Origin of the sequence: Sorangium sp. So ce836, from assembly GCF_028553905.1 — a bacterium.
GTDB lineage: Bacteria > Myxococcota_A > Polyangia > Polyangiales > Polyangiaceae > Sorangium > Sorangium cellulosum_D.
On record NZ_CP102233.1, the window covers coordinates 2,466,797 to 2,479,365 of the forward strand.

The 12,569-nt window shown below is 70.0% G+C and carries 8 protein-coding genes; 2 read left to right on the forward strand and 6 right to left on the reverse strand.

Annotated elements, in window-relative coordinates:
* Positions 1–56: 56 nt before the first annotated feature.
* Positions 57–3,989, reverse strand: coding sequence for a serine/threonine-protein kinase PknK (locus tag NQZ70_RS09030; protein ID WP_129573858.1), 3,933 nt, complete (start codon positions 3,987–3,989; stop codon positions 57–59).
* A 396-nt stretch (positions 3,990–4,385) separates the two neighbouring features.
* Between NQZ70_RS09030 and NQZ70_RS09035 the strand changes: the two genes are divergently transcribed.
* Complete coding sequence (locus tag NQZ70_RS09035) at positions 4,386–4,820, forward strand: globin domain-containing protein (RefSeq protein WP_165373866.1); 435 nt, start codon at positions 4,386–4,388, stop codon at positions 4,818–4,820.
* Between the two features lie 25 nt (positions 4,821–4,845).
* Here the strand turns inward: NQZ70_RS09035 and NQZ70_RS09040 are convergent, their stop codons facing one another.
* From NQZ70_RS09040 to NQZ70_RS09050, 3 genes are all read right to left on the reverse strand, one after another.
* Positions 4,846–6,363 carry a sigma 54-interacting transcriptional regulator gene (locus NQZ70_RS09040; protein WP_129573859.1) on the reverse strand — a complete coding sequence of 506 codons (1,518 nt, stop codon included), beginning with the start codon at positions 6,361–6,363 and terminating at the stop codon, positions 4,846–4,848.
* 349 nt (positions 6,364–6,712) lie between these two features.
* Positions 6,713–8,401: a hypothetical protein gene (locus tag NQZ70_RS09045; protein WP_129573860.1), complete on the reverse strand. Its 1,689-nt coding sequence runs from the start codon at positions 8,399–8,401 to the stop codon at positions 6,713–6,715.
* A 62-nt stretch (positions 8,402–8,463) separates the two neighbouring features.
* Positions 8,464–9,219, reverse strand: coding sequence for a thioesterase II family protein (locus tag NQZ70_RS09050; protein ID WP_129573861.1), 756 nt, complete (start codon positions 9,217–9,219; stop codon positions 8,464–8,466).
* A gap of 268 nt (positions 9,220–9,487) precedes the next feature.
* Here NQZ70_RS09050 and NQZ70_RS09055 point away from each other — a divergent pair, with 268 nt between their 5' ends.
* Positions 9,488–9,835 (forward strand): DUF2834 domain-containing protein, encoded by a 348-nt coding sequence (locus NQZ70_RS09055; protein ID WP_129573862.1) that lies wholly within the window; start codon positions 9,488–9,490, stop codon positions 9,833–9,835.
* Between the two features lie 91 nt (positions 9,836–9,926).
* Here the strand turns inward: NQZ70_RS09055 and NQZ70_RS09060 are convergent, their stop codons facing one another.
* Together NQZ70_RS09060 and NQZ70_RS09065 are read right to left on the reverse strand one after the other, a co-directional pair.
* A complete protein-coding gene (locus tag NQZ70_RS09060) occupies positions 9,927–10,823 on the reverse strand; it encodes a cyclopropane-fatty-acyl-phospholipid synthase family protein (RefSeq protein ID WP_165373867.1) in 897 nt (298 codons plus the stop codon).
* 121 nt (positions 10,824–10,944) lie between these two features.
* Complete coding sequence (locus NQZ70_RS09065) at positions 10,945–12,111, reverse strand: acyl-CoA dehydrogenase family protein (protein ID WP_165373868.1); 1,167 nt, start codon at positions 12,109–12,111, stop codon at positions 10,945–10,947.
* Between the last annotated feature and the right edge of the window lie 458 nt (positions 12,112–12,569).

Below are 12,569 nucleotides of genomic sequence, written 5' to 3' on the forward strand. Positions count from 1 at the left end.
AGACGGATCCAATTCCATCCCTGTCCCCTTGCGCCCTTGCTGTCTCTTCTGTCGCTTCACGCCGTCCGCTCGCGCGCGTGCGGCCCGGTCGGCGGCTCGACGTCGCGCCCGAGCCACGCGCGCGCGAGCTCCCTCACCCGCGCGTTCGCCGGCACCTGCTCCATGTAGCGGAGCCGCACGGCCGCGTCGGGGATCTTCCGGGCGCGCTCCTCGACCGCGCGCAGCGCCTGCTCGATCGCGGCCCGCGCGCGCGCCGTGTCCCCGCCGGCGAGCTGCGCCTCGCTGATCGCGAGGCGCAGCGGGATCTCGCTGTACCCCAGCGAGCCGCCGAGCGCCGCGAGGCAGCCCAGCCCCTCCTCCGAGGCCTGCCGGGCGGCCTCCGCGCACCCCTCCCGGAGCAGCGCCTGGATGAGCGTCCGGTAGACCAGCGGCCGGTAAAACCGGTCTCGCTGCAGGACCGCGAGCGCCTTCTCCGCCTCCTCGCGCGCCTCCGGGAAGCGGCCCCGCGCCACGAGGACCCGCGCCAGCGCGCCGTGCGCCGGCCCCACGGTCGCCTCCATGGCGCCGATCTCGATGAGCTGGTTCGCCAGGTCCGTGATCTCGTCCAGGTGCTCCGGCGCGCAGCACTCCGAGAGGAGGATCAACAGCCACACACGGACGCTGGAGACCGTGAAAGCGTCGTTGATGCGCAGCGTGCGCTCCAGCGACTCCCGCAGCTTGCGCTCCGCCTCGGCGTGCTCGCCGAGCTCCGCCATCGAGAGCGCGGTCGAGCTCGCCGCGAACTCGCGCCAGCGCCAGGGGCTCACCTCGAAGAAGACCTCCTCCGCGCGCCGCGCGTCCTCGTACGCCTGCCAGGGATCGTCCCCGAGGAGCCGCAAGAACGTGGAGCGGCTGTAGCGCAGCTGCGCGTGCGCGAGCTCCTCGCTCTCGGGCACGCGGGTCGCGAGCTGCTCCAGGCGCGCCAGGAGGCGCAGCGACAGATCGCGCATGCCCCAGTGGCTCAGCGCCGTGATCGCCGTCGCCACGGGCATGCAGCACGCCGCCTCGCCCCCGGGCTCGGGCTCGCTGCTCATGATCGCGTTCACGAGGGGCTCCAGGTCGTCCGCCAGGCCGAGGTGGCCGGTCATCACCACCAGCCGGCCCACCGCCCTGTTCCAGGCGACGCTCCCCCGCGGCAAGAGCGACAGGGCCTCTTTGCCGATCTCCAGGCCCACGTCCCAGTCCTCGCGCAGGAAGCAGACGTCGAGCTTCATCCCGAGGAGCCGGCCCAGGATGTCGCCGCGCGGCCCGCAGGCGATGCCGCGCTCGACGCGCGAGAGCATGCCGTCGTAATCGTTGCTCCGGTACGACTGCTCGGCCGCTCGCAGGTAATACAGCGCGGCGCGCTCGAGATCCCCGCCGAGGTGCGCGTGCTCGGCCAGCACCATGGGGTCCGCCTCCCCCGCCTGCTCCAGGTGCGCCCCGGCGAGCTGGTGGCCGAGCCGCCGATCCTCCGCCGCGAGGAGGCCGTACGCGGCGTCGCGCACGAGGACGTGGCGAAACCGGTACTCCGCGTCGCCGGGGAACCGGCTGCTCCACTGCACCTCCACCATCTCGGAGCGGACCAGGCTCTCCAGCCATCGATCCGCCCCGTCGCCGCCGGCCGCCGCGCGCTCTTGCCCGAGCATGGCGAGCACGCCGCTGCGCCAGAACGTCTGCCCGAACACGCTCGCGCTGCAGAGCACCTTGCGCGCCTCCGGCTCGAGGCAGGACAGCCTGGCCTGGAGCATCGCCAGCACCGTGGCGGGCTGCCCCTCGGTCTTTCCCTCGACCACCGCGCGGATCAGCTCCTCCAGGAACAGCGCGTTGCCCGCGGCCTGCTCGACGATGCGCGCCACCAGGCTGGGCGGGACCTCGGCGCCGAGCACCGCGACCACCAGCCGCTCGGCCGCCTTCTTCGTCAGTCCGGCGAGCGGGACCCGGTGCACGACCCGCCCCTGCCACAGCTTCGGAAACACGTCGTGCACCTCGCGGCGCGCGAAGGCCAGCACGAAGAAGGCGCGCTCGCGCAGCTCGAGCAGGGCGGCGTCGACGAGCTTGACCGTGGCCGCGTCGCCCCAGTGCAGGTCTTCCAGCACGAGGAGGCAAGGGCGCGCCGCGGCCTCGGCGCTCAGCAGATCCATGAAGGCGCGGCGGATCTGCTCGCTCATGATCTTCGGATCGCTGCGCGCGGCGCTCAGCGAGGCGCTCGGCCGCTCGACCGCGATGCCGCACAGGGCCGCGATGAACTCGCTCACCCGCTCGGTGTCGGCCGGCGGGACGCGCTGGCCGACGCGCTGGCGGATCTTGGCCTCCTGCGCCGCGGGGGGATCCCCGACCTGCACGTCGCAGAGGCGGCGGAGCGCCTCGCCGAGCAGGGCGTAGGGCGAGCCGGCGCTCATCGGCGCGCCGCTCGCGAACAGCACCTCGAGGCCGGGCGACCGGGCGCGGAGGCGCCGGAGCAGCTCGTGCCGCAGGCGCGATTTGCCCATGCCGGGCGCCCCGATCACGAGCGCGCCGGACGGCGCCGCCTCCTCGATGCACCCGTCGATCGCGCCGAGCAGCATCGAGAGCTCCTGCTCGCGGCCGACGCAGGGCGTCGGGCGGCCGAGCAGCGGGCGCGACTCGTCGACGCTCGCGCGCTCGCCGGTCAAGGCCAGCTGCCCGCCCAGCGTCGTGATCAGGAAGCGCGGCTCGAGCAGCCTCGAGCTCAGCTCGTCCAGCCAGATCCCCGGCTCGAGCGCGGCGCCCTGCGGGTCGGGCTCGGCGGTCACCGTCGGCGCCGCGCCGCGCAAGAGCGCCACCGCCCGGTCGATCGCCTCTCCGGCGGGCACGCCGCCCTGGAGCAGCCCGCGGCCGGTGGTCAGCGCGATGCGGGCCTCGGGCCAGTGCTGCTGCACCTCGAGGGCGCAGCGGGCGGCCGTCGAGACCTGATCCACCGCGCTGCTCGCCGGCGACACGATCACGATCAGCGAGCCGTCCGCCAGCCACTCGGCGCGGCCGCCGAGGCGCGCGAGCCGGAAGCGCAGGGCGTCGCGCGTCGGGCGGGCCCAGGTCTGGGCCGTGGATGGCGGCAGCGTCTCGCTGGGGTGGCCGGAGGCCGGCACGGCGAGGACGACGCTGAGCAGCTGCATCGCCTCGCCGGTGAGCGCCCGGGGCGTCGGCGGCGGCGCGAGCACCGGCGCCGGCGCCTCGTCGCCCTCCTCCGGCAGCGTCAGGGCGGCGAGCTGCTCGCGGAGCGCCGCGGCGTCGCGCGGGCGCCGCTGAGGATCCTTGTCGAGCATCCGCGCGAGCAGCTCCGCCAGCGCGGGCGGCGTGTCCGGGCGCAGCGAGCCGACCGGGGGGACCTCGTCGAACAGGATCTTCGCGAGCACGCCCACCAGATCCCGGCCGGCGAACAGGTGCTTCCCGGTCAGGCACTCGAAGAGGACGCACCCGAGGGCGAAGACGTCGACGGCCGGCCCGAGCTCGCGGTCGCCGCGCGCTTGCTCCGGCGCCATGTAGCCGGGGGTGCCGACGAAGCGCCCGGTCCCCGTGAGCGTCATGCCGGCCGCCGCCCAGCGCGCGATGCCGAAATCGAGCACCGTGACGCCGTCGACGCGCTCGTCTCGCAAGAACAGGTTGCTCGGCTTGATGTCGCGGTGGACCACGCCCCGGCCGTGGGCGACGGCGAGCGCGTCGGCGACCCGCGTGAGCAGCGTCACGCACTCGGAGATGCGCAGCGGCCCGTGGTCGAGGCGCTCGCCGAGATCCTTCCCCGACAGCCACTCCATCGCGAGGAAAGGCCGGCCGTCCTGGGCTTTCCCGTGCGCCAGGTACGCGACGATGGCGGGGTGCCTGAGATCGGCCAGGAACCGCGCCTCCCGCAGGAAACGCTCGGTCTCCTCCGAGCGCGCGGCGTCCGCGTGCAGCAGCTTGAGGGCCACCGGCGCGCCCGTCGTCACGTCCCGGGCGCGAAATACCTCCCCCATGCCGCCCCGCCTGGCCAGCGTTTCGATGAGGAACCGACCCGCAACCAGAGAACCTTCGAGGAACGACACGGATCGAGCCCTCCACCATCACGGCCGCGCCGAGCGCGCGGCGTGACCGCCCGGTGCGCATGCGAGGATACCCAACTGGACCGCCTGGCGGATCGGTCGTTGCCTTGTTGCTGGGGCCGGCATTGCACTACAGCGAGCGGTGTGTCGGTGGACGCATTTGTGTCCAGGTGTGCACGTGGAGGCGTGCGCGCACACGCCCTGCGGCGTGCGCGCACGGGGCGTGGGCCGCGGCCGGACCGGCGAGCCGCGCGCGTCGGCGGATATTTCGCGGCACGAACGATGCTGGTCGCGGGATCGATGCTCACCCCGACGGAGGGGCGTTCCTTCATGTCGTCCCATGATGCCGAGTTGCTGCGCGACAGCTTCGAGCTCGTCGTGCAGCGTGATCACGAGTTCCCTCGCCTCGTGTATCGGGCCCTGTTCGAGCGGTACCCGCAGGCGAGGCGGCTCTTCACCCGCAACAGCCCCGGGGCGCAGGGCACGATGTTCGAGCGGGCGCTCATGGCGGTGCTCGACCACCTCGAGGACGACGTCTGGCTCACCGAGAAGCTCGGGCGGCTCGGCGCCCAGCACGCGGCCTACGGCGTGACCCCGGAGATGTACGAGTGGTTCGGCGAGGCGCTCGTCGCGGCGCTGTCCGAGGTGAGCGCCGCGGACTGGACCGAGGCGCACCGGGACGCGTGGACCCGCGCCTACCGCGTCATCGCCGCCCGGATGCGCGCCGGCGAGCGCGCGCCCGCCCGGGTCGCGCCGGGCGCGTGAGGCGGGCGCCGCCGCCCGCGCTGGCTCAGCCCTCGCTCGCCTCTTCGTCCGGCCCGGCGATGCCGTGGCGCTTCATGAGCCGGTAGAGGGCGAAGCGGTTCTTCAGCCCGAGGAGGCGCGCCGCGGTCGTCACGCTGCCCTGCGCCTCCGCGAGCGCGGCCTCGATCTCGGCGCGCCCGAGCGAGCCGGAGTCGGACGGCTGGGGCGGGATCGACTTGCCTGGATCCGTCTTGGGGCCGGCCCGGGGATCCGTCTTGGCGTCGCCCGCCTCCGGGCGGAGCACCGCGCAGAGATCGGGCGTGAGGGCGAGGAAGTTGTCGTGGCTCGACCCGAGGGCGATCCACATGAGCCGCTCCAGCTCGCGCAGGTGGTGCGTGTAGGGGTGGCGGAGCAGCGCCTCGATGAGCGCCGGCGCGATCCGCGGCTCGGCGAGCCGCTCGCCGCGGCGCTCGAAGAAGCGCTCGGTCAGCTCCGGGCTCTCCCGCGCGGCCGCGGCGAGCAGGTGCCGCAGGAGCAGCGGGATGTCCTCGCGGCGATCGGGCAGCCCGGGGACGCTCACGGTGATGAGGAATCGCGCGAGGAAGTCGTGCTTCATCGACTCGACGGGGCGGTTCGTCGCCGCGATGACGCGCAGATCCGAGCGGCGCACGCGCGACTCGCCGAGCCGCTGGTACTCGCCGTCGCGGTCGAGCACCCGCAGCAGGTGGGCCTGCAGGTGCGGCGGGAGCTCGCCGATCTCGTCGAGGAAGAGGGTGCCGCCGTCCGCCTCGCCGATGAGCCCGGGGCGCTCGGGGCTGCCGACGTTGGGGTAGCCCTTGGCCGTCCCGAACAGCTCGGCGTCGACCAGCCCCTCGGGGAAGGTCGCGGCGTTGCGCGCGACGAACACGTCCGCGCGGCGGCGGGAGAGCGCGTGGATGGCGCGCGCGGCGAGCTCTTTTCCGGCGCCGCTCTCGCCGCGCACGAGCACGTGGTTGCCGGACTGCGCCGCGAACGCGAGGGCGCCGCGCAGCGCCCACACGGCCGGGCTCTCCCCGACGATCCCGTGCGTGTCGGCGTCGCCGAACGAGAACCGCGGCGCCTCCTTGAGCGCCTGGATCACCTCGAGGCTCCACCGCCGCCGCACCACGAACAGCACGAGGGCGTTGTGCAGGGTGAGCGTGTCGCCGGCCTTCACGAGGCCCTGCGTCGCGGGCGTGCCGTTGATGAGCAGGGGGCAGCGCCCGATCGAGCGGACGGCGAGCAGCCCGTCCTCGGTGGGCGTGAGCTCGAGCTGGAGGCGCGAGATCCGCGGGCCTTCCAGCGGCGGCATCATGGCCCAGCCCACCGGCCGCTGACGGTGGAAGGCGAGGCGCGGCGCGCTGTCCTGGGACTGCGGCCCGCCGCGGCCGAGCACGCAGCGCCCCTCGACGAGCGCCGCCTCCCCGACGCGGTGCGGCTCCTCGCGCGACCAGGCGATGACCAGGTGGAAGAACTCCGGGGCCGGCTCCAGGTCGTTCCGGCCCCACAGGAGGCTTCGATCGGTCAGGGTCGTCGTGGACGTCACGGAGGAGATTCCGGAGCGTGATTTTATCACGGGAGGCCGACTCCGACATCGGTAACGTTCCGGGGGGCGGGCCGGGCCCATCCGCACTGCGCGGGCAGCCGCTGCCGTGGAGGCGGCGGCTGGGCGTGCGCGCGCGGGGTGGCCGGAGCTGCCCCTGGAGAGACTCTCCCCCGCCGAGCCTGACGTGCTCCGCGAGGACGAGGCGGATCGTGCAGCGCGGAGAGGCCGGCGCGGGCGCGGACGGCGCCGCGCGCCTCGGTCGCTCGTCCGGCGCGCCGTCCTCCTCCGCGCCGGTCTCGCCTTCCTCTTCACCTCCGGTGGACGCGGCGCCGCGGGAGACGCGGGATCCCTACGGCTCGTCGATATAATAGTGGCCGATGAAGAACAGCATCTCGTCATCCGTCGTGTAGCCGCCCACCAGATTGCACGGGCGTCCGTCCTCGCAGCGCTTCACGGTCGCAGGATCCCTCAGTCCGTTGTCGAAGACGGCGCAGTACTTGAATGTGCGGGACGCGTCGTCTTCCTCGTCCAGGGCGAGGGGCGTCTTATACTCCTTCCTGACCGGATCGCTATAGATCGTGCTGGTGTAGTCCGGAGGATCATCGTTCGGGAGGCATCCGTTGTCCGGGCTGCACTCCGGATCCTGAGGGGGCTCCCAGGTCCTCCACTGCACTCCGCGTTGGTGCATATGAGAGGATATATCGGTGACCCTGGAATATCGTGGCAGCGTGAAGCCGGCGCAGTACTCCCGGCTCTCGAACGGAGGGACATCCATCGCGAAGATGAACCTGCTGTCGCCGAAGCCCTGGAACATGAACTTGCGCGACTCGGGGCGCGCAAAGCGCAGGTTGAGATAGTGCTCGATGGTCGTGTCTTTGCGTGTAAGGTTGAATCCGTGCGAGTTCCAGAAGATGTATCCTCTGCGGGGCAGGGTGTCGTACACCCCCTCGTGCAGCGGACCGCCGCTCACGGGCTCCTGTGCGCCTCCGACCGGTGTGAGCAGCTCGGGGCTCATGGCGATCGACGGAAGGTAGTCCCAGCAAGCGACCGAGTCTCTCGGCGGCGACGTGCAGGCGCTGCGGGGCCCGCAGTCGGCGCCGCTCTGCGACGCCGAGACGCCTCGCATCGTCGGGTCGCATGGCGCCCCGGCGAGATCGCCTCCCAGGCAGGTCCACTGTCCCCACGACGCGTCGTCCGGCTCCACGACGGCCCTGACAGAATAGATGATGCTGTGATGCGACTGCGGGTCCTGGTGCAGCAGGTTCTCATTGATGGCCAAGCAGGTCTCCTCCGGGCCGCCGGCCTCGGGCCTGCATGGAGCCTCAGCCCAGGCCGGTATCTCCCCGGCCTCGGTCGTGAGATCGTAGTACGTCGCGTAGCATACCTCATTCTCACTTCCGGCGGGCACACGCCAGCCCGACGAGTAGAACTGAAGACCCTCGCCCGCGGGTGGGGGGGCGAGAGGGGGGAGCTTGTTCGCGTCGAAGTCGTCGGGCAGGTCGCATCCGAGGCGCCGTTCGGTTCCTTGCACGATCCCCGTCTCGGGCGCTCCGGCCCGTATCCACAGCCGCAGGGCTTCCAGGTGCTCCTTGGAGACGGGGGACGTCGGCGGCGGTGGCATCGGAGCGCCGAACTCTGCAGGCAAGGAGACGCCCAGCGTCGCCGCCTCGATCTTCTTGTAGAACGAGCTCAGCTCCTGTTCGCCCGGGTAGAGGCGCAGCGTCACGCCGGTCTCGCCCGGAAGCGGCGCGTTCGCCGGTACGTTGACCAGGCTCGCGTACGCTGCCTCCGGCCGGAGATCGAGGCCTCCCGCCGGAGCGCTTGCGCCGCCGTGGCACGTGGCGTTGCTGCATTGGTAGCCAGCGAGGATGACTCGCTGAATTCCTTCCCACGTACTGGAAAGCTCAGCCTCCCCGCAGCCGTCCGTGACCACCGGCTCTATGTCGTCGTCCGTGCTCCCGCACGCTCCGGTGAAAGCGAGGACCAGCGTGGCCAGGCCGGCCAGCGTCCTGGGTCGACATCGTGTTGCGTTAGACATCAGGCACATCCTCGTGGTTCAGCTGTCTGTGATGGTGTCGATCATCGATGCTGCCCGGCGGGTCAGGCGGCGCCGGGCGCCTGCACCGCGGACCGGACGATATCCAAGAGCTCCTGGCCGCGTGTACGGATAAAGAAGTGGTCTCCGTCCACCATCCGCACGTCGCATCCGCCCACCGTATGGCTACCCCACGCGTCCAGGTCTTCCCGCTTCGCCCCAGGGTCGTCGGTGCCGCCGATGGCAGTGAACGGACAGGTGAACGGCGCTTCGTCTCTGCACTCGTAGCGCTCCAGCACCTCCAGATCGACCTGCATGATCTTGCCGACGAGCTGCAGCAGCTCAGGGTCCTCCTGGATCACACGATCGAACGCCCCGTACCTCTGCTGCACACGCCGCAGGAACTCGCTCGCGGGGAGGTGAGAGATCGGCGGCAGGCGGGCGGGTACGTGAGGGGCTCTGCTCGCGGCGACGACCATGCATCTCGGCTCGATCCCACGGCGCCTGCGGAGAGAACGGGCCCACTCGAAGGCCATCAGCGCTCCCAGGCTGTATCCAAAACACGCGAACGGCAGGTCGAGCATGTCATCCAGCCCCCGCTCGATGCCGTCGATGAACTCCGACATCGAGCGAGGTTGCTTCTCCTTGGACCGAGCGAATCGCCCCGGAGGCTCTACCGGGCAGACGTCGATATGCGCCGGCAGGCTCTTCGCCCAGTCTCTATAGATGGCCCCGCCGGCGCCGGCGTAGGGGAAGCAGAAAAGGCGAAGCTTCGCGTCCGTCCGCGCGGTCCGGTGCGACAGCCAGGGATTCTTCTCCATGTAGACCTCCGGTGCAAGATGATCGTGCCTCTCGCGCGAGAGCGATCATGTTCGAAGCCATTTGCATTGGTTGCGATTCGCGTCAACCGGCTCCGTGAGAGGCGATACGGCCTCACGGCGAAGGCGGCGTCCCGGTGCCGGCGTCACGGCCAATGCGGCAGCGGTTCTATCCATCCAGCCTCGCACACGGTTTCGATGCTCGCCGGTATCGCAGGTCGGTTGACGAGGCAATTTAATCTATGTTAGGTGTTGCCATCGAGACACCGCCATGAACACACGAAAAATTCGCATCGTCCTGTATGCCGCGCTCACGCTGATCGGCACTGCCGGCGTTCTGTGGTTCAATATACGGTTCATGCTCGCCGGGGGGTTCGATTCCCCGACGGGGTTCGTCGACGCGGCCACGGTCAACCCGGCGGGCGCTTCCGTGTTTGTCGACATCGCGGTGGCCGCCACGGCTGGGATGCTGTTCATGGTGGTCGAGGGCCGGCGGGTGGGCGTGCGCCATATCTGGGCGTATGTGTTGCTGAGCTTTTTGCTCGCCTTCGCGGCGACGTTCCCGGCGTTCTTGCTCGCGCGCGAGCTGCGCCTCGCTGCGCTCGATGGGGTGGGGTGACGCGGACGGCCCGGGCGGGGCGGCCGCCGGCGCGCGACGTGGAGCGCGCCGGAGCGACCGGCCACTTGCGCCGGGAGGCCGCGCGCGGTGCTCACGCGGCGGGCTGAGGCGTGTTCCCGGGCTTCTCCCCGGATGCGATGACGTAATCGAATGAGGCGAACAGCCAGGTGAGCAGCGGGTTCTCCTTCATCAGCAGCAGCCGGAGCAGCGGGTTCTTGTGCTTGAAATCGGGGCTCGCCGAGCGGCGATCCAGGTGCTCGAGGTACCGATCGTAGACGTCTTTGCGAATCGACCGGACCTCGACGTTCACGAAGCCGGCAGCGCGAAGCCTCTCCGCATAGACGTCGCGAGGGTAGTGGTTCTCCGCGGGGGCCTGCGACTGCAGGGTGAACAGCGGGGAGCCCCGCCGCCCTGGCAGCGGGATGATGTCGGCGGTGGTGATCCGACCTCCCGGGCGGAGGACCCGAAAGGCTTCGCCGAAGAATTTGTCGCGCGTATCGAAATGAAAGGCCGACTCCACGGCGAGCACCTTGTCGAAGCTCTCCGGCGCGAAGCGCATGTCCGTCGCCGAGCCCACGCGCAGGTCGATGCGGTCGTCGAGGCCGAGCTCCGCGATCCGCCTGCGCGCCTCTTCTACCTGCTTCTCCGTGACATTGATGCCGACGATGCGCTTCGGAGAGTAACGCTTTGCCCAGTGGATGTCCTGGTCACCGAAGCCGAAGCCCACGTCCAGCACCTCGTCGCCCGCCGAGAGCTTCGCGGCCCCTGCGACGAGGTCGACCAGCGCGGTCGACGCGGCGTCCATCGTCCTCGTCTCTGGGTCGGCCCAGTACCCGAGGTTCAAGAACTTGGACTGCTCGGTGAATACGTTCTCGCCGAGATTGTTGTAGTACCAGCGAGGATCCTTGCCCTTCGCGATGGTGTGCACCGACGTGAACACCCCGCTCAGCGCCGCGCGCCAGCTCGCCCTATTCCGATGTATATCCATACCGTCCTCATGGTGCCCTGGCGCATGGCCAGAGATTTGAGTCATCCCTCGATGGCGCGTCGCTCGCGACGACCGGACGAGCTCGTGACCGGTTCGCCCTGACCACCCCGGCCTTTCCGGATCAGAAGTAGGGGTAGGCCGGCTCGGTACCCATCAGCGCATGGCCGATGATTGCATACTTATTTTTCTGGCAGAGGAAGTGCGAGTTCGCGGTGATGATGTCGCGCCGGAGGCGCTCGATGGGATGTTTGGCGAAGATCGCGGTGGCCCCTGCCACGTCGCACATCGATTCGACCACACGTCGGGTCGATTGTGCGGCGTGGATCATCATCAGCATTCCTTTGGCGCGCAGCTTCAGCGACGGCCCGTTGCCGGATTGTAGCGCATCCCACAGCTCGCCGACGACATCGCGCACGTAGCTCCTGGCCGAGCCCAGCACGCCCTCCGCCTCGGCGATCGCCATCTGCACGCTCTGCTCGGCGCCCAGGCTGTGCCCCGTCGGCATGACCTTCTTGTTCTGCGCGAGATCGAGCGCGATCTCGATCGCGTGGCGCGCGATGCCTAGCTGAACGCCCACCAGGCTTTGCAGGAAGAGGGGGGGATAGGAGTACAGCGGCTCGCTGCGCTTGCGGTCCACCAGGTTGAAGGTGTGCTCCTCCGGCACGAAGACGTTGCCCGCGCTGCAGTCGTTGCTACCGCTTCCCGCCAGCCCCGTCGTGTACCAGGTGTCCAGGATCTCGAAGCTTCCAGCGGGGAGGACGGCCCAGAGGATACGTGGGCTGCCGTCCGCGTTGAGAACCGGGCTGTCATTTTCGGTGACCAGACAGCCCGCCGCGAGGAAGTCCGCGTGGTGGCAACCGCTGCAGAAGTCCCAGGTTCCTGTGACCCGATAGCCTCCGGCCACTTTCTCGGCCTTCCCGGACCATCTCAGGCTTCCGGCGTGGCGTACGTCGAGCTTGCCGTAGAGGCGCCGCGCCACGCTGTCCTCCAGATGGGATGCATAGAAGCCGCTGCCCGAAAGGATCATCGCGCACCACGCCGACGAGGCGTCGCCGAGCGCAAGGTTCTCGATCACCTCGATTTGCGAGAACGGATCGGCCTCCGGACCGCCCCACGCCTTGGGCATGGCCATGCGAAACACTCCCGTCTTGTCCAGGGCGCTCAATACGCTGCTGGGGAGCTTGCGGCCTGCCTCGACCTCGGCTGCGGAAGCGCGCAGCGCGGGGACGAGCTCTCGCGTGGAGACGAGTATATCGTGAATGCTGAGATGGCCTTGCGTGGAGCTCATTGATCTTCCTTGCGTTTTGTGGTCGTGCGGGCGCTCGTCGCATCGAGCCGCGCGAGCTGCCTTTCGTGATCCCCTTCTATGGCGAGCCTCTGCGAGGCAGAAGCTCCGTGACGACGAGCGCCGCACGACCGCGGAACGCCATCGAGAGATGGCAGCAAACCTACAGCTGGGGGGGCTCGGATCACGGTATTTGCTTTTTTGTTTGATTGCAAGCAGAATCATGCTGGCTGCTCGGGCTGGAATTCTGTTTCGTTCATGTTTCTTACTGTGGCGCGATGAGCGCTGTGCTGCCGGCGCCCTGGCGGGGCGCGGAGTACAGCTCAAGAAGACGTAGCGCGGCGTAGGTAAAATCGTGCCCGCGCTGTGCGGGGTGACGCCGGTTTGCCGTATACGCGTCTATGTGGGGTCGTACTTGATCGTAATGACTCATTGTGTTAGTCGTGGCGCCGATGGACAGA